This window comes from bacterium, assembly GCA_024224155.1.
Classification (GTDB): Bacteria; Acidobacteriota; Thermoanaerobaculia; order Multivoradales; family JAHEKO01; genus CALZIK01.
This window is the reverse complement of the sequence record JAAENP010000311.1, coordinates 26,310-47,332: the sequence shown is the minus strand read 5'-3', so window position 1 is coordinate 47,332 and position 21,023 is coordinate 26,310. Positions and strand designations below refer to the sequence as shown.

At 65.5% G+C, this 21,023-nt stretch carries 17 protein-coding genes; 5 read left to right on the top strand and 12 right to left on the bottom strand.

The genetic code is table 11. The annotated features are described in order from the left end of the window. Nucleotides 1–31: 31 nt before the first annotated feature. Nucleotides 32–529, top strand: coding sequence for a peroxiredoxin (locus GY769_16285; GenBank protein MCP4203477.1), 498 nt, complete (start codon nucleotides 32–34; stop codon nucleotides 527–529). Here GY769_16285 and GY769_16280 read toward each other — a convergent pair. From GY769_16280 to GY769_16245, 8 genes are all read right to left on the bottom strand, one after another. Beyond that, a complete protein-coding gene (locus tag GY769_16280; GenBank protein ID MCP4203476.1) occupies nucleotides 526–1,029 on the bottom strand; it encodes a dihydrofolate reductase in 504 nt (167 codons plus the stop codon). The two genes, GY769_16285 and GY769_16280, sit on opposite strands and share 4 nt — an antisense overlap. 22 nt (nucleotides 1,030–1,051) lie before the next feature. Further along, on the bottom strand, nucleotides 1,052–1,846 hold the full coding sequence (locus GY769_16275; protein ID MCP4203475.1) for a thymidylate synthase: 795 nt from the start codon (nucleotides 1,844–1,846) through the stop codon (nucleotides 1,052–1,054). A 45-nt stretch (nucleotides 1,847–1,891) separates the two neighbouring features. Continuing rightward, nucleotides 1,892–5,074, bottom strand: coding sequence for an efflux RND transporter permease subunit (locus tag GY769_16270; protein ID MCP4203474.1), 3,183 nt, complete (start codon nucleotides 5,072–5,074; stop codon nucleotides 1,892–1,894). Further along, on the bottom strand, nucleotides 5,071–6,261 hold the full coding sequence (locus GY769_16265) for an efflux RND transporter periplasmic adaptor subunit (GenBank protein MCP4203473.1): 1,191 nt from the start codon (nucleotides 6,259–6,261) through the stop codon (nucleotides 5,071–5,073). The genes GY769_16270 and GY769_16265 overlap by 4 nt, the downstream gene beginning before the upstream one ends. Then, on the bottom strand, nucleotides 6,258–7,787 hold the full coding sequence (locus GY769_16260; protein MCP4203472.1) for an efflux transporter outer membrane subunit: 1,530 nt from the start codon (nucleotides 7,785–7,787) through the stop codon (nucleotides 6,258–6,260). The genes GY769_16265 and GY769_16260 overlap by 4 nt, the downstream gene beginning before the upstream one ends. Then, nucleotides 7,784–8,476 (bottom strand): TetR/AcrR family transcriptional regulator, encoded by a 693-nt coding sequence (locus tag GY769_16255; protein ID MCP4203471.1) that lies wholly within the window; start codon nucleotides 8,474–8,476, stop codon nucleotides 7,784–7,786. The genes GY769_16260 and GY769_16255 overlap by 4 nt, the downstream gene beginning before the upstream one ends. Before the next feature lie 111 nt (nucleotides 8,477–8,587). Further along, a complete protein-coding gene (locus GY769_16250) occupies nucleotides 8,588–9,310 on the bottom strand; it encodes an MBL fold metallo-hydrolase (protein ID MCP4203470.1) in 723 nt (240 codons plus the stop codon). A gap of 32 nt (nucleotides 9,311–9,342) precedes the next feature. Continuing rightward, complete coding sequence (locus GY769_16245) at nucleotides 9,343–10,308, bottom strand: pyrroloquinoline quinone biosynthesis protein PqqB (protein MCP4203469.1); 966 nt, start codon at nucleotides 10,306–10,308, stop codon at nucleotides 9,343–9,345. Between the two features lie 40 nt (nucleotides 10,309–10,348). Here GY769_16245 and GY769_16240 point away from each other — a divergent pair, with 40 nt between their 5' ends. The 3 genes from GY769_16240 to GY769_16230 are packed head-to-tail and all read left to right on the top strand — an operon-like array spanning nucleotide 10,349 to nucleotide 13,703. Beyond that, on the top strand, nucleotides 10,349–11,107 hold the full coding sequence (locus tag GY769_16240) for a GNAT family N-acetyltransferase (GenBank protein MCP4203468.1): 759 nt from the start codon (nucleotides 10,349–10,351) through the stop codon (nucleotides 11,105–11,107). 41 nt (nucleotides 11,108–11,148) lie between these two features. After that, on the top strand, nucleotides 11,149–11,625 hold the full coding sequence (locus GY769_16235) for a winged helix-turn-helix transcriptional regulator (GenBank protein MCP4203467.1): 477 nt from the start codon (nucleotides 11,149–11,151) through the stop codon (nucleotides 11,623–11,625). Continuing rightward, entirely contained in the window at nucleotides 11,622–13,703 is a 2,082-nt protein-coding gene (locus GY769_16230; GenBank protein ID MCP4203466.1) for a phospholipid carrier-dependent glycosyltransferase, read from the top strand. The genes GY769_16235 and GY769_16230 overlap by 4 nt, the downstream gene beginning before the upstream one ends. On the opposite strand, the gene GY769_16225 is transcribed toward GY769_16230, so the two are convergent. From GY769_16225 to GY769_16210, 4 genes are all read right to left on the bottom strand, one after another. Beyond that, nucleotides 13,650–15,125, bottom strand: coding sequence for a glycosyltransferase (locus GY769_16225; protein MCP4203465.1), 1,476 nt, complete (start codon nucleotides 15,123–15,125; stop codon nucleotides 13,650–13,652). The two genes, GY769_16230 and GY769_16225, sit on opposite strands and share 54 nt — an antisense overlap. A 48-nt stretch (nucleotides 15,126–15,173) precedes the next feature. Continuing rightward, on the bottom strand, nucleotides 15,174–15,965 hold the full coding sequence (locus tag GY769_16220; GenBank protein ID MCP4203464.1) for an SDR family oxidoreductase: 792 nt from the start codon (nucleotides 15,963–15,965) through the stop codon (nucleotides 15,174–15,176). 91 nt (nucleotides 15,966–16,056) lie between these two features. Next, nucleotides 16,057–18,942 carry a hypothetical protein gene (locus GY769_16215; protein ID MCP4203463.1) on the bottom strand — a complete coding sequence of 962 codons (2,886 nt, stop codon included), beginning with the start codon at nucleotides 18,940–18,942 and terminating at the stop codon, nucleotides 16,057–16,059. Nucleotides 18,943–18,975: 33 nt separating this feature from the next. Then, a complete protein-coding gene (locus GY769_16210) occupies nucleotides 18,976–20,010 on the bottom strand; it encodes a zinc-binding dehydrogenase (GenBank protein ID MCP4203462.1) in 1,035 nt (344 codons plus the stop codon). 44 nt (nucleotides 20,011–20,054) lie between these two features. Between GY769_16210 and GY769_16205 the strand changes: the two genes are divergently transcribed. Continuing rightward, nucleotides 20,055–20,939, top strand: a complete 885-nt coding sequence (locus GY769_16205; protein ID MCP4203461.1) for a hypothetical protein — start codon at nucleotides 20,055–20,057, stop codon at nucleotides 20,937–20,939. Nucleotides 20,940–21,023 lie beyond the last annotated feature (84 nt).

Sequence of the window (21,023 nt, the reverse complement as noted above, 5' to 3'; positions counted from 1 at the left end):
ATACACTTCTCGCTAAGACAACGGAGGATCCATGACGCTTTCAAATGGCGACAGCATTCCGGACGTGCCCCTGCGTCGAAAAACCCCGGATGGCGTGGAGACAGTCTCAACCGCGGAGCTCTTCCGGGGTAAGAGCGTCGCCTTGTTCGGCGTGCCCGGAGCCTTCACCCCGGCCTGTTCCGATGTGCATCTGCCTGGCTTCGTCGTTGCGGCGGATGCCCTGCGCGAGGCCGGGGTCGACGAGATTGTCTGCGTCGCGGTGAACGACGCCTTCGTGATGGACGCCTGGGGGCGGGCTCGCGGCGCCGCGGAGCACATCACCTTTCTCGCTGACGGCAACGCCGAGCTGGCGACGAGGATGGGCCTCGAGTTGGATCTCGGCGCCGTCGGACTCGGGATCCGGAATCGCCGGTACGCCGCGCTCGTGCGCGACGGAGTCATCGATTACTTAGGGGTCGAGCCGGGACGCGATGTTGGGGTCTCGAGCGCCGAAGCGGTTCTGGAGCATCTGGCGAGCGGCTCCGGCTAGCTCGGTCTTCGCTCGACGTGTTTCCAGGTCTCGAAGGCGGCCGCCGGCTCGCCGTCTTTCTGTGGACAGGTCTCAACGGAGAAGAGCTGCCATTCCTCCCGGTGCCATTCCGGGAAGTAGGTGTCGCCCTCGACAACCGTGGCGACCTTCGTCAGGTAGAGGGTGTCGACCAGAGAGAGTGCGTCGGAGTACACCGCTGCGCCGCCCGCGACGAAGGCTTCGGTCTCGCCGGCAGCTCTGGCGATCTCGACGGCTTCGGCCAAGCTGGCGGCAAGCCCGACGCCCTCAGGCAGCTGGGGAGTGTCGCGACTCAAGACGATCGTGGTTCTTCCGGGCAAAACCCGGCCGATCGACTCGAAGGTCTTGCGGCCCATCACCAGGTGGTGACCCAGGGTCAGGGCTTTGAAGCGCTTGAGGTCCGCCGCGATCCGCCAGGGCAGGCGATTGTCTCGTCCGATAACGCCGTTCTCGGATACGGCAACGATGATCGATAGCTTCATCACGAAACCGGCGGCCCCGGAATCAAACCGCAATCGGCGCCTTGATGTGGGGGTGGGGATCGTAGTTCTCGAGCGCGAAGTCTTCGTAGCGAAAGTCGAATATCGAGTCCGGCTTCCGTTTCATGCGCATTCGGGGCAGCGGCCGCGGCTCGCGCGCGATCTGGGTGCACGCCTGATCGAGGTGATTCAGGTAGAGATGGGCGTCGCCCAGGGTCAGTACGAAGTCGCCGGGCTCGAGGTCGACCGCGCTGGCGACCATCATCGTCAGCAGCGCGTAGGAAGCGATGTTGAAAGGTACGCCGAGAAAGACGTCGGCGCTGCGCTGATAGAGCTGGCAAGACAGCTTTCTGTCGGCCACGTAGAACTGAAACAGAGCGTGGCAGGCGGGCAAGGCCATGTCATCGATCTCGGCGACGTTCCAGGCACTGACGATGTGGCGGCGTGAATACGGGTTCTCGCGCAGGTCGCGAAGCAGATTCGAGATCTGATCGATGGACCGGCCGTCGGCGGCGCGCCAGGAGCGCCATTGGGAACCGTACACCGGGCCCAGCTCGCCATTCTCGTCCGCCCAGTTGTCCCAAATCTTGACGCCGTTCTCTTGCAGATACCGAACATTGGTATCGCCCCGAAGGAACCACAGGAGCTCGTAAATGATGGAGCGCAAATGGAGTTTCTTGGTGGTCAGGAGCGGGAAACCCGCACTCAGGTCGAAGCGCATCTGGTGCCCGAAAATCGCCCGGGTACCGGTGCCGGTGCGGTCCGACCGCTCGGCACCCTCGTCGAGGATTCTTTGGAGGAGGTCCAGATACGGTTGCATTCGAGCTCGCTACTGTACCGAGTGACCGGATCCCGTACGGTCCTGCTACGCGGTGACTCCCTTTGCGTCTGCCTTGCGGTTTGCCGCCACGAGCTTGCCTAGGCCTTCCCTGACGTCTTCGACGATCGAGTAGAGGGACGGAACGAGTATGAGCGTGATGAATGTAGCAAACAGCACGCCGAAGGCCAAAGAGACTGCCATCGGCACCAGAAACTTGGCCTGCATACTCTTCTCGAGCAGAAGCGGTGTCAGACCGGCAAAGGTCGTGAGGGACGTCAGAAGAATCGGGCGGAAACGGGCTTCGCCGGCGATCAGAATCGCCTCGCGAAGCGTGGCGCCTCGCCGCGTCGCCCGGTTGATGAACGAAACCAGCACCAGGCTGTCGTTGACCACCACTCCGGTGAGGGCCACGATTCCGAACATCGAGAGGATGGCCAGGTCCAGGCCCATGATCACGTGGCCCCAGACGGCACCGATCAGGCCGAACGGAATCGCGCTCATCACGATGAGTGGTTGCAGGTACGAGCGGAAGGGAACCGCCAGCAGGCCGTAGATCACGAGCAGAGCGATCATGAATCCACTCAGGAGATCGGACATGGTCTTGCGCTGCTCTTCCTGTTCGCCTTCGAAGGAAAACCGGATCTCGGGATAGTCCGCCAGAACCCTGGGCAGGACCCGGGCGGCGAGGTCTGCGATGATCTCGTTGGTGTTGGCGATCTCGGTATCGACGTCGGCCGTGACGTTGACCACTCGATTGCGATTGGTCCGGCTGATCGCCGCCGGCCCGCGTGACAGCGTCGTCCTAGCGGCGGTGGCGAGCGGCACCTCGGCTCCCTGTGGACTCCGGATTCTCATCTGCTCGAGATCGGCCAGCGACTTGCGGTCGCTCTCGGGATAGCGCACCATCACCTTGACGTCGTCGCGGCCGCGCTGGATTCGTTGGGCCTCCTCGCCGTAGAACGCCTGGCGGACCTGGCGGGCGAGGTCCAGCTGGGTCAGGCCCGCCAGTTCAGCCTCGCGGGTCAACTGGAGCTCGATCTCCCGTTTTCCTTCCCGGAAGGAGTCGGCGATGTCTCGGGTTCCGGGGTAGGCGGCGATCTCTTCCTTGAGCCGCTGGGCCACCGCGGTGAGGTGGTCGAGGCTGGGGCCGAAGAGCTCGATGTTCACCGCTTCACCCGAGCTGAATAGAGACGAGCTGTAGGTCAGCTCGACCGCGCCGGGAATCTCCCCGACCTTGGCTCGCCAGCGGTCGGCGATGTCGGTGGATCCGATTCTTCGCTCCTCTGCCGCCTGCAGCTCGAGCGTCACTTCTCCGAGATGAGGAGAATCGAAATTGGCGCTCCCGGTCACACCACGGCTTTGCTGGGCACGGAATGGCTGACTGCCGACCGATGACAGAACATGGCGGATGGCTCGATCGCCGGTCTCCTCCTCGATCTCGTGCGCCAGCTCCAGCGCCGCTTCTTCGATTCGTTCGATCGCGGCGGCGGTGACTTCCGCGGGCGTGCCCTGCGGCAACGTCAGCATCGCCGCGGTGTTGTCGGCCTCCACCGCCGGGAAGAAGTTGAACTTGACCCAGCCGCCGCGCACGACCCCGAAGGTCAGCAGCAGTCCGGCGATGCCGAAGGCGAACGTCAGGTATCGCCATTCGATGGCCTTCTTCAGCGTCGGGCGGTAGGTGTTCTCGATCAGAAAGGCGAGGCCCGTGCTCACCCGTCGTTGCAGGCGGCGCCATGGACCGGTCTTGCGGGCGGCGCCGGGCTTTTCTTGCTTCAGATGGGAAAGGTGATTCGGAAGAATAAAGAGTGATTCGACCAGAGAGAACATCAAGGTCGCGATGACGATGATCGGCACCACCCTCATGACCTTGCCCATGGTGGTGGTTACCGCCAGCAGAGGTGCGAACGCCGCCACACTGGTCAGTACCGCGAACACCACGGGCTTGGCTACTTCGATGGCACCGGTTTCCGCCGCTTCGAGGCCTTCGAGGCCGGATTCGTATTCGGTGTGTATGTTCTCGCCCACGATGATCGCATCGTCGACAACGATGCCGAGTACGACAATGAAGGCGAACAGGGAGATCAGATTCACCGAGACGTCGTTCCACGGCATGAAGATGACCGCGCCCAGGAACGAGATCGGAATTCCGAGCGACACCCAGCCCGCCAGGCGGAGCTTGAGGAAGAGAGAGAGCACGAGCAGGACCAGAGCGAAACCGGCGAGACCGTTGCGCGTCAGCAGATCGAGCCGACTGCGCAGCACGATCGTCTCGTCGTGCCAGGTATCGAGAGAAATGCCCTCAGGCAGCCTGGGGCGCGTCTCCGCGATGTATTGCTTGACCACGTCCGCCACTTCGAGCGCGCTCTGCTCGCCGACCCGAAAGACTTGGACCACGACGGCCGGGCGGCCGTTGAAGCGCGACCACAGGTCGGTGTCCGCGAAACCGTCAACGACCGTGGCGACATCTCCGAGGAGGAGACTGGTGCCGTCCCTCTGGGTGCGCAGCGGCAGCCGCTCGAACTCTGGGCCCTCGTAGGCCTGGCCCTCGGTGCGCAGCAGGATCTCGCCGTCGCGGCTGCGGATGCGACCACCGGGGAGATCGAGTGAGAAGCGGCGCACCGCGGCCGCGACCTCATCGAAGGTGAGGCCGTAGCTCCTCAGATCTTGCTCGCTGATCTCGATCGAGACCTCGTAGGGACGCGCCGCGACGAGTTGTACCTGGGTGATCTCGGGCAGGTTGGAAAGGTCGTCGCGCACCCGTTCTCCCAGGACCTTGAGAGTGCGTTCATCGGCGTCTCCGGAGATCACGACTTCGATGACCTGGGTACGCCGGATGATTTCTTCGATGACCGGCTCTTCGGCTTCGAGCGGAAACGTGTCGATGGCGTCGACCTTCGACTTGACGTCGTTCATCACCCGCTCGAGGTTGGCGTCATCCATGATCTCGATGATGATCGCGGCGGCGTTCTCGGCAGCGGTCGAGCGAATGTCGTCGATACCGTCGATACCCTGAATAGCCTCTTCAATTCGAACGACAACGCCTTCTTCCACTTCCTCGGGCGCGGCGCCCGGGTAGGGCACCGTTACGCTGATGAGGTCGATGGAAAACTCGGGGAACACCTCCCTTTTGATGCTCCGGACAGTCATCAGGCCACCGACCACGATCAGGACCATCAGCAGATTGGCGGCAACGCCGTTTCGGGCGAACCAACGGATTGCGCCGTTCATGATTTGACTCCCTCCAGGGCCGGGGTTTCCATCGGTTCGTCGGGACTCTGGACCCGGACCCGCATGCCGTCTACGACCGCGGTGAGCGGCGATACACAAACTCGCTCGCCGCTATCGAGGCCGCGGGTGATCACGAGCTCTTCGGAGGTGACGCGCAGGATCTCCACCTCGCGGATGCGGAGACGGTTCTCGGAGTCGACGACCAGGATCCGGTCTTCTTCACGCAGAGCGGCCCTCGGCAGGACAATCGCGTCCTCGGCGGTCTTGCCCTCGATCTCCGCGTCGAGGTAGAGCCCGATCGGCAGCGGCGCCGCATGGATACCGGTCAGGGAGAAGGGGTCTTCGATTTCGGCAATGACCGAGACCATTCGGGTCTGTGGATCGATCCGACTGCCGGTGCGCGCGACCCTGGCCGGCCACGAGCCGTCCGTAGAGCCGATTCGCCCACTCAGGAGCGCCCGTGGCTGCGGTCCGTCCGGCCTGCCGAGAGTGATGTCGAGAAACGCCAGCTCGCTCTGCGGAACCTTCAGCGAGATCTCGGCACGTTCGGTCGAATAGACCTGGGCCAGCGGCGTGCCGGGGCCGACGAATTGTCCGACGTCGACAAGCTTGCTCTCCACGCGGCCGGAGAACGGGGCTCGGATTCGGGTTCGTTCGAGCTGGAGCTTGGCCTGCTCGAGCGCCGCCTGCGCCGATTTGAGTTCGGCCCGAGCCTGGGCGAGCTGCGGCTCTCGAAGCACAAGAGAGGTCGGCTCACCCTCGCCGAGCTCGCTCCATTCCTCGATCGCCATTCTCGTCTCGGCTTCTTCGCGCTCGAGCTGGACCTCGGCCTGAGCCACCCGGGCTTCGGCCTGCGTAACCGCCAACTCGAAGTCGCTCGGATCCAGACGCACCAGAAGGTCGCCGCGCTCGAAGAACGCTCCCTCGGCGAAGCTCGAGGTCAAGTTTGCGACCCGGGCGCCGATCTGGGAGCCGAGAGTCGAGCGCGTCGTTGGCTCGACCGTGCCGTTGGAATACACATTCAGCGCCACCGATCCCCGCGTCGCTTCGACCACCCGCACCAGCGGTGGCTGCACTTCCTGCTCAACTCGCTCTACCGCCGGCTTGGCTTTCACGATCATGGCCATGGCGACAGCCGCCGCCAGGATGACCAGAAGGGGAAGAAATAGCCTCAGTCGTTTCGTCATTTCGATTCCTCGGTTTCGGAGAGAGCCCGATCGACTTCATTCGGGGAGTACGTCGTGGTTCCGGTTACCGGCAGGCCGCCGCCCAGGGCCAGGTAGAGGTCGACTCGTTGCGCGAGTCGAAGCCGGCTGATCTCCAAGAACTGGCTCGCGGCGGTGGTCGCTTGGCTCTGTGCGGCCAGGACACTCAGGTAGTCGGCCAGGCCGGAGAAGTAGCGGTCCTGAGCGAGCGTCTCGGCCGCGCTCGACGCCTTCCGGGCGCGCGCTACCGCTTCGAGCTGTTCACCCAAGTAGGTATCGTTGGCGAGCTGCGCTTCGACGTCCGACACGGCTCGGATCACCGCGCTCTCGTGCTGCGCGAGGACCTCTCTCTGGGCGGCTTCGGAAAGGGCGACTCCGGCTCGCAGCCGTCCGCCCTGGAAAAGCGGTTGCAGCAGTCCGGCCGCCAAGCTCCAGACGGAGAAGTTGCTGTCCAGGAGATCATCGAGCTCTTGGCTCGTGCGGCCGGTCGAGCCGGTCAGCGTCAGGCGTGGATAGAGCAGCTTGCGGGCTGCGGCGATGTCGAGCCCGGCCGAGGCCAGGCGGCGCTCGGAGGCTTGAAGGTCGGGCCGCCGCCGGAGGACTTCGCCGGGCAGGCCCGGTTCGGCTGCCGCCGGCAGCGCCGGGAGGTCGCTGTCCGCTTCGCTCAGGATCTTCATTGCCTCGGTGTCCCTGGCCAGCAGAATCTCGAGTTGGCGCTGGACGGCGTCCTGCTGTCTCCTGGTGGCTGCATAGCGCGCCTCGGCATTGGCTTCGTTGGCTACCGCGAGGCGCAGATCCAGCGCGGTCCTCAGCCCCTGCCGGTAGCGCTTCTCCAGGCGATTGCGCACACTGGCTCGGTTCTCGAGGGTCTCCTTGGCGAGCGCGACCTGGGATCTGGCTTCCAGGAAGGCGAACCAGGCTTTGGCGGTCTGTCCGGTGATCGAGAGCCGGGCGGCCTCGAGCTCGTAGGCCGCGGCCTCGGCCCGGGCCTGCGCGGAGAGCCCCGCATCTCGAATGCGCCCCCAGAGATCGGCTTCCCAGGAGACGTTGATCGCAGCGCCCAGCGTCGTCGAGGTGTTGCTGAGCACTCGGCCTTCAGCGCCGGGAATCGGAAGGCCGATGAAATTCTGTTTCCTTCGGCTGCCGTCGGTGGAGAAGCCGGCCTGCGGCTTGCGCGCAGCGCCGGCGATTCGGGCCTGAGCCAACGCGGCGTCGAGTCGCGCCGAGGCGGACCGCAAGTCTCGATTGGAGGCCAACACCAGCTCTATGAGCCGATCGAGCTCCGTGTCCCCGAACGCCCGCCACCAGGTTGTGGTGACCGGTTCGGTCTCGAGGTTGTCGAATCGTGGACTGCTCCATTCGCTCGGAATCGGGGCCTTGATCTCCAAGGTTGGCCCCGCGCTTGCGCAGGCGAGGCTCGAGAGCCCGACCGCGACCAGTGCCGGCAGCGCCAGGTTCGCCGGTCTCGCCCCTCTCGCTGCAGGGCCATTCCGGAGTCCTTTCGTCATGTTTCGTTTCCTCCACCAAGTGCGGCCGCCTCGGCCTGGAGACCGCCGCTCAGGAAGCGGACCAGCTTTGTGGTCAGTCCGTCCAGATCGGCCGGGTTGCAGAGCCCGCCCGACAGGCGGTGGGCCAAAGAGCCGAGGCCGGCGGCGTGCACCATCGAGCCGACCATGAAGTGGAATCGCCAGAACAGCTCGTCGCGAGGCAACTCGGGCAGTGCGCGCGCGAGGGCGGAGCTGAAGCGAGTCACGATGCCGCGAAACTGATCGAGAACGATGTCGTGAAACGTCTCGTCGGGCTCGGAGAAGGTCCGGCAGACGAAGCGTGCGAAGGCGTGCCCGCCCCGTTCGCGCTGCACCATCTCGAGCGTCGGCTGCACGAAGGCGCGAACGATGTCTTCTACCTTGGGCTCGCTGCTCTCGGCCTCGACCCGATCGAGAAGCTCGATCCGGCGCTCGTTGAGCGGGCTCAGCCGACGCGCCAGCACTTCGCGCACGAGAGCCTCCTTGGACCCGAAGTGGTAGTGAACCGCGGCGAGATTGGCCCCAGCGGCCTGCGTGATGGCTCGAAGTGACGCGCGGTCAACACCCTCGTGAGCGAAAAGATGCTCGGCGGCGTCGAGCAGGCTGGTCTTGGTGTCGGCGGTGCCGGTCGGCTCTGGTGGGGGAGAACTCTCGTCTAGAGGTTCGGCCATGATGCTACTCCTGAGTCAATCGTACGTTTGAATCAAACGTATGTTTCAATCGTAGGCGATTCCTTCGGACACCGCAACTGCCTTGGCCGATCCGGCCCTTGCCACGGACTGCTAGGCGCCGAACATCCGGCGCCAGTCGTCGAGACTATCGATCTTCAGATAGGCGTTGTTCTCGAGCTCGTCGGCGATGGTCGAGGTCTCGGTCGGCCCATAGTGATGGCCGGGAAAGAGCACGGTCTCCGGCGGCAGCTTGGCCAGTTTCTGGGTCAGGCTCTCGTACATCTGCTCGGGGTCGCCGCCGGGGAGGTCGACGCGGCCGCAGCCCTGGACGAACAGGGTATCGCCCGCAACCAGCCGGTCGCCGATCAGAAAGCACTGGCTTCCGGGAGTGTGTCCGGGAGTGTGCAGGCAGCGAATCGGGATTCGACCGAGCTCGAGGGTCTCGTCGCTTTCGACCCTGCGCAGATCGCCCTCGGAGAGGCCGGTTACCACTTTGAGGCCGTCGGCCTCGTTCTTGTTGACGTACACCGGCACCGCCTTGTGCTCGAGCAACTTGCCGAGGCCTTCGACCGAGAGCCCAAAGAGATCGCCGCCGACGTGATCCGGGTGGTAGTGAGTCACCAGTGCGCCGGCGATCTCATAGCCGTCGGCCTGGGCCGTATCGATCAGGCTCTGGACGTCCCAGGCGGGATCGACGATGAAGGCCCGCCGGCTCTCGACATCGCCCAGTAGATACATGAAGTTCGCCATCTGCCCGGCCACGACGTGGTTGGTCGCGACCTGGCGACCGGCCAGCAGTTGGCGAAAGTAGAGGTGTTGATCGAGTGTGTCCATTCGGTTGTCTCCGGCAGCTTTCGTTTCGTTGGCTAGAGGTCGAACTCCATGCCTTCGGCCGCGATCTTGAATCCCCGCTTCACCAGCGTCGCACGCTCCGGAGTGTCGTCGAGGAGAATCGGGTTCGAGTGGTTCATGTGGATGAAGGCGATCTCGGGCGCCGGCTCCCCGAGGCTCTCGAAGCGGTCCATCGAGCTAGCCACCAGCGGGTGACCGATCTCGGCGAGCGAGCGATTGGGGAGCTCGGCTCCCGAGTAGAAGGTGCCGTCGAGCAGCGCGACATCGACCTGGCCGAGCCAGTGCTCGATCGACGGCGACCAATGCTCCCAGGCATCGGTGTCGGGCACGAACAGGAGCGCGCGCTCGGGGCCTCGAATCAGAAACCCGACGGTATCGGTGTACTCCTCACGGTGTGGCGAGGGCACGAGAGTGACCGAGACACCGTCCTCGAGCTCGACCCTGCCGCCGGATGGGACTTCCTGAATGCTGATGTTCTGCTTGTCGACGAGCTGGCTCCAGGGACCGTTGCTGCGCAGGAAGGCGGCCATGCGTGGGGTGGAGTACACGGGCAAGCGCCGAGTATGCACCGCCTCGTAGCCGAAGAAGGCCAGGCCGAGATAGTGCCCGATGTGAGCGTGGCTCAAGAACAAGCCGTCGACCGGAGCGCGGTCGACCCCGTTCGGGAGCGGCCCGCGGACGTCGGCGACCGCCTCGAGCTGCTCGCGCACGTCGGGAGTCGCTTCGAAGAAGTAGACCTTCTCCGAGCTGGGCAGCACCAGTGCCAGCGAGGCCACGAGGCGATGGGAGCCTGTTTCCCGCGCTCGTCTGCAGGTGGGGCCACTACAGGCCGCGTGGGGAACTCCGCCGTCCTGCACCGAGCCGATCACGCGCAGGAACGGCGCTTCAGGCTCGGCGGCTCTCGCAAGGCCGTGCGTCGAGGGGCGGCACCCGACCACGAACGGAAGCGTCAGGCACAGGAGCTGCACGGCGCGCTTCATCGCTCGATGCTATCGAATCGGTGCTGGTAAGTTAGGCCGCGTGCCGGTAGCCGAGGGCCTTCGTCACCAGCTTCTGAGACTCGTTCCCGACCAGCCCGTGTGGATCGAGGCTCGGGCCGCACTGCTCGACCCCGGCAGCCGCCTGTTCGGAGACCCGCGGGGCTTCGTCATTCGCTCCGACGATCTGCGGCTGGGCGCTGTCGTCGGCGAGGCTTCAGAGTCGCTGGTCCGCGAGGCGCTCGCGGACATCCCGGATGCCGGGTCCGACCCGAGCGCGCTTTGGGCCGTGGTGGTACCCGAGGGCTTCACACCCGAGGTGCGCTCGGCGCTGAGAGATTGGACCTCCGACGAAGCCGATATCTTCCGCGAGCCGCAAGGGGGGGTGTCGCCACCGATGCGGCCGTCGGAGGGGGTCCGCCGGATGTCGCGGGCCGAATCATCGCTTCTCGAAGGCCTGTCAGAAGCCCTCGCTTCCGAGCTCTCGGAGGCATTGGTCCGCTCCGAAGTGGTCGCGGCCTGGGTCGACGCTCGGCCGGTGTCTTTCTGTCATGTCGCCTGCGAGAGTGAGCGGCTCTGGGATGTCTCGATCAACACGGCCGCCGAATACCGGCGTCGGGGCCTGGCCGCGGAGTGCGTGGCGTGGTTGGCCGCCGAGATGAGAGATCGCGGCAAGCGCGCGGTCTGGGGTGCTCATTCGGAGAATGTGGCCTCACGGCGCCTGGCGCTGAAGCTGGGGTTCGAACCCAGCGGCAGGCTCTGCTTGTTCGAGAACGAGCGCGAGGAAAACCGGGTCGATTAAGTAACTGGAAAGTTACGGTTTTGAGCCCTATACTCCTGGGGTTGCCGGCACCTGTCGATATCACCGACCCGTTTCGCGCTCTTTCCGATCCCACGCGCAGGGAGATCGTGAGCCTGCTTGCGGCAGGCCCCTTGCCGGTGCGCATGATCGCCGGGAACTTCCCGTCGATCAGTCGGCCCGCGGTCTCGAAGCATCTCCGAATCCTCCGCGAGGGCAGGCTGGTAAGCGAAGAGCGCTCGGGACGCGAACGCTACTACCGTCTCGAGCTCGGGACGGTCGCCACCACCCTCGCCTGGATGACGGGCGTCAGCGTCAAGGCCGGTGCCGGAACCGGCGTCGGGACCGGTGCCGGTCCCGGGATAGGCGCAGAGACCAGCAATGCGGGCGGGGCTGAGAGCCCTCGCTCGGCCAGCCGCAAGCGAGCAGCGAAGTCTTCGAAGCCGCGGTCCGAGGCAGAAGCCTCGCCGCCTCCGGAGGTCGAGCCGGGTGGGGACTCCGACGACTGGAAGTCCTGGTGACGGAAGCGTCGAAGCGCGAGCGCCTGGCGCTTGCGGCGCTGCTGTTGGTCAGTCTGTGTCTGAACCTGGTCGGAATCGGCTGGGGTCTGAGCCCCGTCTGGTCCTGGGCTCCCGACGAGATCCGGCCCGAGCAGGTGCTCGAGCCCGCGGCTTGGTCCGAGAAGTACCCACCGCTCCACCGGCTGCTGTTGTCGGTGGTACTGAAGCCCGCCAAGGCCGGATTCGAGGCCAGCGACTCGGTGCCGTGGCAGACGGAGAGGAACTGGCTCGGCGTTCTACAGCGTCTGGTGAGCATCCTCGCCGCCGCGGGTGTCGTGGTGTTGGTCTTTCGAACGGCTCGCCAGGCCGGCTACGCACGGGCGGCCCTGCCGGCGGCCGCCGTAGTTGTGGTCTCGCCGACCTTCGTCTACTACGCCAAGACCGCCAACCTCGAAGCGGCATACCTGTTCTGGTTCGCGCTGTCCCTACTGTTCTTCGTCCGAGCCTGGCAGGGCGGTGCGCTGCGGGATTTCCTGTGGTGCTCGGCCGCGACGATCGCGGCGGTCACCACCAAAGACCAGGCGTATGGACTCTATCCGGTACTGATGGCCGCGAGTCTGGTGCGAATTGCCCGTGACCACTCCGAGCTCCCGGGCGTCTGGGCTCGCGTCCGGGCCACGGCGTTGGACCGCCGGGTCTGGGGTTCGGCACTGATGGCGCTGGGTCTCTTCGGCGCGATCTATGCCGTCTCGGGGGGTGTCGATGACTTCGTCGACCACGTCAAGAAGATCGTCGGCCACAACACCATGCAGTACCGGGAGTTCGATAGAAGCCTCGCCGGCGTCGCGTCGATGTCCTGGTCGGCGCTTCGCCGCAGCGCCTTTGTCACCGGTTGGCCGCTGTTTCTGGTTGCGATTCTCGGAGTCGTAGTAGCGATTCGGAATCGGCAGAGCACGGCAATGGTTCTGGCTCTGGTGCCGCTGGGCTATTTCTTGAGCTTCATCTGGGTCATCGGCTTCCACTACGTTCGCTTCTTCCTGCCGTTGCTGCCGGTCTTCGCCATACTCGCCGGCCGAGGTTGGGTGGCTCTCGCACGGCGCTGGCCGCGGGGCACCAGGGCGGCGGCGGTCATGGTCTTCGCCTGGGCCCTGGTGCGTTGCATCGGCGTGGGCGCCGCCATGCTGACCGATACCCGCTTGGATGCGGAGCGATTCCTTGCCGCCGGCGCCGCCGGCTCGGCCGGGGAGTCCGCGGTCGGGGTCGGACGGGTCACGGTTCTGCCGTGGGACCTCGAGAACGCGGTGTGGGGGAAGCTCAGACCCGAGGGCTGCGAGTTCGTCGATCGAGAACGGCCGGAGCGGGTGGTGTTCAACGTCAGCGACATACGCACGGCGCGCGAACGGGAGATCCTGCGTAGCTTCGAGATCGGGCGCGTCAACTATGAGCTCGAGCAGCGCTTCCTGCCGCGCGTGAAGCCACCCGGATGGGGAGCGACGAGCTCGAACCTCATGTTCTTGTCACCCGAGATTCGTATCTTCCGGCGCGCGAAACGTCCGTGCATCGACCAGGCGTCTTTGATTGGGGTTCTGAACCGCAAGGCCAGTCGAGGCGACGCCGGCACGGAGCGAGCGCTGCTCGAGTTGATGCTTCGGGAGGGCTGGGGGTCGAAGATCGATCCCGACGGTCGGGCGGTCCTGCTCGGCACCAGCCACGGACACTGGACGCGCGCGACCCAGCCGGCAGTCTTGGCGCTCGAGAATCCCGGACTTCGGCCGCTCGGCGTCGGGCTCCGACTCGCCGTAATGGCGGGTCGGGAGTACCGACCGGTCCCGGTTCGTCTTCAGGACCGAGGCGAAGTGTTGCGGCTGACCTTCGGGCGCCAGAGAATACGCGGACTTCGCCTCGCGGATCTCGAGCCGGGCGAGCGGCGATTGGTCTGGATCTGGAGCAAGAAGGCCTGGCCGGGACAGGAGAAGGTACCGCGGATGCTGGGTGTCAAGCTGCTCGAGCTCCGGCTCGAGCCGGATGACCGCCAAAGCGGCGACTTAGTCGACGCGCTTGGCGACGGCGATCAGTCCGAGGCCCTTCCAGGGCAGTAGCCAATCGGTACGGCGCAGAATCGGCACCAGCCAGTCGAAGATCTTGAGTTGACTGCGGCTGAAACCGCGTCGCCTGAGGACCTTGCCGTTCCAGAGCCAGCCCGGCACGGACGCCTTGTTGAAGCCCTGCAGATGCTCGACCTCGAAGCCGCAGGACTCGAGTTCTTCGGTTAGCATCATCCTGCCGTAGCGGCAGCGATGGTCGAGTGACTCGTCGAGTGACGAATACAGCCATTGTCCGGCGGGCACGTAGACCACCGCGCGGCCGCCCGGCTCGAGAATCGAATGCAGGTTGCGCAAGGCGGCCAACGGATCCCGCACGTGCTCGAGGACGTTCAGGCAGATCGCCGTGTCGAATTGCTCACCCAGTTCGGCGAAGGTCTGCGGATCTTCGAGGTCGACCTTCGCCACGTCCAGGTAGGGCTTGCCGCCGGCGAAGTTGTTCAAGTAGTGGAGGTAGTGATCGTTGATGTCGGATGCCACGTAGCGATCGCGGGGGATCATGAAGGTTGTGATGTTGCCGATACCGGCGCCGATCTCGAGCACCTTGCTACCGACCCACGGCTCCAGCGCGCCGGCCATCCAGCCGTTGAAGCGCTGCGCCCGCTCCAGGTTGTGCAGGATGTTGCCGCCGTAGGCGTCCTCCTTGTAGAGATCGTCGACGATCCAGAACTTGAGAATCGCCCAAAGCGCGCGGAAGCCGTCTTTGATGCCGATCTTCTTGCCTTCGCGATAGGTTCGACCGTGGTAGCTGATCGGCACCTCGTACATCGACCAACGTCGCTTCGCCGATTTGGCGGTCAGCTCGATCTCGATCGCGAAATCGTTCGAGCGCATCGGCAGCGACTTGAGCAGCGGCGCCCGAAACATCTTGTAGCAGGTCTCGACATCCGAGAGGTTCAGGTCGGTGAACCAGTTGCTCATGAATGTGATCAGGCGATTGCCGAGCTCATGGCGGAAGTAAAGCACCCGGCGCCGTTCGCCGGCGAGGAAGCGTGAGCCATAGACGACGTCGGCGCCGTCCTCGATAAAGGGCTCGATGAGCCGCGCCAGGTCGCGCGGGTCGTATTCCAGGTCGGCATCCTGAATCACGATCAGATCTCCGCTCGCGGCCTCGATTCCGGTGCGGATCGCGGCGCCCTTGCCCTGGTTCTTCTCCTGGAGGATCAGGCGCATGCGCTCGCCGTTTTCGCTCGCGATGTCTTTCAGGATCTCTCGAGTTCCGTCGGTCGAGCCGTCGTCGACGACGATGATCTCGAGACGGGAGATGTGGGGCAGATCGAGCTCGAAAAGACGGCCGAGCAGAATAGCGGCCAGATAGCGTTCGTTGTAGACCGGAACGACGAGCGTGAGCCCCAGTTCTTGGGGCGGTTCGTTCCGCCAGTCGAGTCGCCACCAGGGCGTGCTTGTCGTGAGTGTCAAGATCCCTCCCCGAAACCGATAGCGCGGTCGAGTCTAGCTGAGGCGGAGCTACAGAAGCCCGGCCGCGTAGCCGCCGTCGACGGTGATCGCCTGGCCGGTCACGTACGAGGCCGCCGGGCTCGCAAGGAAGCCCACTACCTCGCCGATCTCCTCGGGCTCGGCCATTCGTCCAATAGGAAAGCCCGCACCTCGTTCGGCCAGGACTTCGGCTACGTCGATTCCGCGCCGCGCGGCGACGCCTTCGGCGATCTCGAGCTGGCGGGCGGTCTTGGTGTACCCGGGCAGTACGGAGTTCACCGTCACCCCGGAAGCGGCAACCTCCCGGGACAGCGTCTTGAGGTAGCCGACGACCGCCGGTCTGAGGGTGTTGGACAGTGCGAGATCGGGAATCGGCTGCTTGGTCGAGACCGAGTTGATGGCGATGATCCGACCCCAACCGCGCCGGACCATGCCGGGCACTACCAAGCGGCACAGGCGCGGAATGAACAAGAAGACCAGGGGTAGGGCTTCATTCCAGTCGGCTTCATCGAGCTCGGCCGCGGGCTTGACCTTGGGGCCGCCGCCATTGGCCACGAGGATATCGACCGGTCCAAGAATCTCCTCGGTGTCCGAAACCAGATCCTCGAGCGCTTCCGGTTCTCTCACGTCAGCCGGAAAAGAGACCACCTCCGTTGCAGTCTCGGCCAGGATCTCCTCGGCCTGCTTCAGTTTCGTGCCACCCCGGCTCGAGAGCGCGATCCGCGCACCCCTGCGCGCAAGGGCGGCCGCTGCGGCGAATCCCAACCCGCTGCTCGCGCCGGTGACCAGGGCGACTCGGTCGGACAAATCCTCCTGCTGCATGTGGTGAGTGTATCGCTGAGATCCGCAGGATGGGCCAGCCTCGCAGGCAAAACCAATCGGGAGGGGACACCATGAGAATCGTGTCCCCGATCTAGCCGGCGCACGTGAGCGAGCGTTCGAACCTCTCGATTCCGTCATCTGGAACCAAAGCCAGGTAGGTCCTGAAGGGCGGCTCGGGTTGGGGGCAGGCCCAGGCGATGACGACGTCCCCCTTTCTGCGAGCAGGAATCCCGCGCACGGTCGGCACGCGGTCGGCCAGCGCCCCCTCTTGAAAGCTCGCGATGGTCGATTCCGAGAGGTTCTCGATCCGCCCTTCGAGTCTCGGGCGGCCCGGTGCCTCGGCTTCGCTCAGAACCTCGATCTCGGCACCCGCGGCGGCGCCGTCAGAGACGACCGGCACGATCACGCGACGCAGGCTGACGCCCAACGTGGGCAGCGCCGTTGGCGCGGCCGCGCGCAACGACACCCATTGGATGCGCAGCTCGGGAATCAGGTCATTGTCGATTGCGGTGAGGCCGAAGGCCGTCTTCCTGTTCGTTCGACCGTCCCGGATCGGAACCACGGCATACGGCGACGGGCCACCGGCTCCGGTTTGCCGGGCGTGCTCCACCAGCTCCAGCAGGTTGGCGAAAGTGGTCTCCCGGTACATGTTCCGAGGCGCGTTGAACTCGACCCGGGGATGCTCGTCCGTGTTGGCCGGAGCGTCGGCGCCGAAGGTTCGAGCGGCGCCCGAATCGAGCAGCAGCATGCGGGCGAAGTCCTCGATGCCGTTCCAGCCGGCCACGCTCATGTCCTCGCTCGCGCCCGGTAGCCGATTCAGCCGCCGCGCTCGTGTGCCGTCGAGAGCGTGCGGCTCGTCGCTGCCGACGAGGATCAGGTCCCCCGGTTGCGGCGCCCAGATCGTGACCTGCGTGAAGACCTCGGAAAACGTCCCGACGACCGAGCGCAGGTCTTCGCTCGACATGCCGTAGCTCTGAAACCACTGGCCCATGACGCCGTTGGGCGCCAGCCGTTTTCGGGCCAGCTCGAAGTACTCGCGCGTGAACAGATTGGCGACTCCGCTGATCCAGGGGTTCGACGGCTCGGAGATGATCACGTCCCATCTGCTGATCGTGCTGTCGCTGGCGAGAAGAAAGTTGCGAGCGTCGGCGAACTTCAAACGCAGTTTCGCGTCGAACAGCACGCCGCGGTTTTCGGCCGCGAAGAAGCGCGACGCCTCGACGACCTCGGGCGAGATCTCGATCACGTCCAGGCGCTCGACTTCGGGATGAGCCGAAACCGCGGCCGGGGTCATGCCGGTGCCGAAGCCGATCACCAGCACTCGCTCGGGGTTGCGGTGGAGGAGAGCCGGTAGGTGCCCGAGCGCCAGCTGCGTTCGGCTGTCGCCGGAACGGCTGCCGTCGGTCTTGCCGTTGATGACCAGAAGGCGGTCGCCGGCGACATCGCGGACCGAAACCGATCCGACGGCGCTCTCACGGTAGAACACGATGCGGTTGCGCTTTCTGAGGGCCTCGCGGAAGCTCGTGCCGGCCGGCAGGTCGAGGATTCGGCTGGCGTTGATGAATGGCCCGCTGGTGGTGAGCACCGGGTCCCAACGTGGGGTCAGCGCGGCGGCGAGCGTGAATACCAGAAGACCCCCGGAACCCTTGGCGGTCGCCCATCGAGTCCGCGGACGCCCGGCGACCAGGAGCAGAGCGCCGCAGGCCGCCAGGCCGACCGCTCCGAGGAGAAGTGTGTTCTGGAGCCCGACGTTGGGCAAGAGCCAGAAGCCCGCGGCCAGTGCGCCCAGCGTCGTGCCGGCGGTGTTGACGGCATAGGCCGTACCGACGTCCTCACCCGCCGTTCGCTGCCGCGGCGAGCAGCCGCTCGCGATCAGCGGTGACAGGAAGCCGAAGAGCGCGGTCGGGATCAAAACCAGGCACCAGACGAGCAAGAACGAGAAGACCACCAGCCAGCCAAGCTGGCTCTCGAGATTCCAGCGGAAGGCCTGGAGGAACAGACCGGGCAGGCGATCGAACGCCAGCAGGCCCAGGACCACGGCGATGGCCGAGGCGGCGGCGATCCATGGTGCGATGGAGGAGAATTGTCTTGATCGGTTCCTGGCCCAGGTCGCGAAGACGAAGCCGCCCGCCGCCAGGCCGGCCAGGTAAGCCGACAGCGTCAGGCTGAAGGCGTAGACGCTCGAACCCAGAATCTGGGTCAGAGCCTGAATCCAGCCCAGCTGAATGGCGAGAGCGGCGGCGCCGAAAACCGCAAAAGCAGTCAGAGCGGTGTTAGTTTTGAAAGGCTCGGGGGTCGGTTTCGGTCGGGAACCCGAGGCGCCCTCCCCATGGACCTCGGGACCCCCGGTCGGCTCCCGGGCTTCGGCCCAGAGTGCAAGGGAGATCGCCAGGTTGACGGCGGCGGCGGTCAGCAGAGTGTGGGTCGTACCCAGGGTGGGCAGCAGCACGAATCCGGCCGCGAACGCACCGATGGCCGCCCCGAGCGTGTTGAGCGCGTAGATGCTGCCGATCACGGAGCCCAACGATTCGGTTGGCTTCCGGGTCTTAGGGTGCCGCCCGGTAGGACCGGCCGGAAGCCGGCCGCGGACCAGCGCCGGGATGGTTCCTCCCATCAGAAACGTAGGAAGCAGCAGGGCCGCGGCGGCCGTGAGGAAGCGAGTGACGTCGCCGGTGGGAGTCGCCAGCTCCGTCGCTCTCGCGAACTGCGCGTACCAGGGAGCGAGCTGCGGCAGGAGTCTCGAGCTGGCGAGGCCATAGAGGCCGATCGCGGCTTCGAGACCCGCAAAGAGAAGCAGCGGGCGGCGAATCCGGTCGGCATGCCGGCCGAGCACACGGCTGCCCAGTGCCAGGCCGAGCATGAACGCCGCCAGCACGATGGCCTCGGCGCGGATGGTGATTCCCAGGAAAACGGACAGCTGCCGCGTCCAGACGACCTCGTAGACGAGTGCCGCCGCTCCCGAGAGAACGACCGCCACGGTGACGAGGACTCTCCGGCGCGGCGACAACGCTCAGGTTCGAGTCAGGACGATTTTTCCGAAGAGCTCGCGCTGCTCGAGAAGGCGCTGCGCCTCGGGCGCTTCGCGCAGCGGCAGCGTCCGGTCGAGCACCGGCGCGAGGTCTCCGTGCTCGACGTGACCGATCAGAGTTCTGAGCTCCGACTGGCTGCCCATCGTCGAGCCCAGAACCGAGAGGCTTTTGTAGAACACCGCGCGCAGATTGACCTTCGCCTGGTGGTCCGTGGTGGCGCCGCAGATGACGATTCTGCCCGCCCACGCCAGCGCCTTGACGCTGTCTTCGAAGGTTTTGCCGCCGACGTGGTCGAAGACGACTTCGACACCCTTGCCCCCCGTGGCCTTGCGGACCACGCGCGCAAAGTCTTCATGCGTGTAGTTGATCGTATGGGTCGCGCCGAGCTTGCGGGCTTTGTCGAGCTTTGCGTCGGTCGAGGCCGTCACGAAGATGTTCCGGGCTCCGAGGAGCCTGGCGATCTGAATGCCGGCGCTCGAAACCCCGGAGCCGGCCGCATGGATGAGGATGTCTTCCAGCGGCTCGAGCCTCGCCCGCGCGACCAGCATGTGCCAGGCGGTCATGAAGACCAGCGGAATAGCGGCGGCCTCGGCGTGCGAGAGTCCCTTGGGGAGCGGCAGAATGTTGCGTCTCGGCACGGCGACGAGCTCGGCGTAGCCGCCGTCGCAGTGCTCACCGAGGATGCCGTAGCTCGGGCAGAGCATGTCGATGCCCGCCATACAGCGATCGCAGACGCCACAGGAAACCCCGGGCGCGATCAGTACGTCGGTTCCGATCTCGAGATCCTCGATCGCTTCTCCGACGACGGCGATGGTCCCGGCCACCTCGGAACCGGGGATGAGCGGCAGCGGGAACTCGTGCCCCGGAACGCCGTTTCTCACCCATAGATCGAGCCGGTTGAGGGCGCAGGCTCGAACCTCCACCAGGACCTGGTCGGCTCTCGGCTCGGGATCCGGCAGCGAGACCCATTCCAGGACTTCGGGGCCGCCGTGCTCACTGATTCTGAACGCCTGCACCGAACGCGAGTCTAGCAAGCGCCAATCGGGCTAGACTGTGTGCGGTGAGTGATCCGGCCCCCATCTGTGCGCGAGCGTCCGCCGTTGCCATCCTGACGGTGGCGGTGTTGGCCGGCGTCGCGAGTTCCTCACCCGGTGCCGGCCAGGAGAGTCGGTCCAAGCCGCTGCCGTACCTGCTCGACGTCGGCGACAGGCTTGCCCTGGTGCGCTACTCGCCCGGAGCCCTCGATCGCGCGTCTCACGTGCAGCAACGATTCGCGCTGCTCGCCGCGGACTTCCGGAAATGGAACAAGGACGCCATGCCCATCGCTGCGGTGCTTCTTTCTCGGACCGACTGGGAGTCGCTCGATCTGGCCGTTCCCTACGGCTTGCCCGTTCGGCTGTCCAACGGGGAGGTCGCCCTCTGCGCGTGGGGAGACTTCGGCACGGTGACCCTGTGGCGTGCGCTTCTGGAGGGACCGCTGCCACAGCTCGAGGGCCATCCACTTCACGGATCGAGTGCCGAGGCCGCGAGCCTGCTGCTCACAGACCTCCTGGCCCAGGGAGTCGGCGCTAGGACTTTACTCGAGCGATCCGGTTTCGCCGGTGCCGACCCCGACGTGCTGAATCTCGCCGCCCACGTGGTCGCTCTCGCCGCGTCGCACCTCCACGAAAGCCTCTCGCTCGGGGAGATCCGGCGCGTGTACTCGGTACGAGAGCCGGATCCCTCCTTGGGCGCGCCGAGTGGCGACGACCTCTGGCGTGCTCGCTTGGCGAGCGAGCGCCCATACTACGAGGCCGCGAACGCGCTGATCGCCAAGCGGGGCGCTTCGAAAGCGCCCAAGGCCATCCTCAAGCTGCTGCGCAAGAGCGGGGGGGCGGCCACGGCGCGTCAGGTCGCCGAGAAGTTCCCCGAAGTGCGCGGTCTGCTTCCCGGCAGCGGCTTCTGAGGCTCTCAGAGCGCCGAGAGCGGCCCGGAATCAACCCGGCGTGACCTCTGCCCTTGACATAAAGTACTATAAGTGAAGCATAGT

Excerpts from the sequence above, each read along its gene's own strand:
- GY769_16285 (MCP4203477.1), top strand. The coding sequence starts at position 32 with ATGACGCTTTCAAATGGCGACAGCATTCCGGACGTGCCCCTGCGTCGA.
- GY769_16280 (MCP4203476.1), bottom strand. The coding sequence starts at position 1,029 with ATGAAGCTATCGATCATCGTTGCCGTATCCGAGAACGGCGTTATCGGA.
- GY769_16275 (MCP4203475.1), bottom strand. The coding sequence starts at position 1,846 with ATGCAACCGTATCTGGACCTCCTCCAAAGAATCCTCGACGAGGGTGCC.
- GY769_16270 (MCP4203474.1), bottom strand. The coding sequence starts at position 5,074 with ATGAACGGCGCAATCCGTTGGTTCGCCCGAAACGGCGTTGCCGCCAAT.
- GY769_16265 (MCP4203473.1), bottom strand. The coding sequence starts at position 6,261 with ATGACGAAACGACTGAGGCTATTTCTTCCCCTTCTGGTCATCCTGGCG.
- GY769_16260 (MCP4203472.1), bottom strand. The coding sequence starts at position 7,787 with ATGACGAAAGGACTCCGGAATGGCCCTGCAGCGAGAGGGGCGAGACCG.
- GY769_16255 (MCP4203471.1), bottom strand. The coding sequence starts at position 8,476 with ATGGCCGAACCTCTAGACGAGAGTTCTCCCCCACCAGAGCCGACCGGC.
- GY769_16250 (MCP4203470.1), bottom strand. The coding sequence starts at position 9,310 with ATGGACACACTCGATCAACACCTCTACTTTCGCCAACTGCTGGCCGGT.
- GY769_16245 (MCP4203469.1), bottom strand. The coding sequence starts at position 10,308 with ATGAAGCGCGCCGTGCAGCTCCTGTGCCTGACGCTTCCGTTCGTGGTC.
- GY769_16220 (MCP4203464.1), bottom strand. The coding sequence starts at position 15,965 with ATGCAGCAGGAGGATTTGTCCGACCGAGTCGCCCTGGTCACCGGCGCG.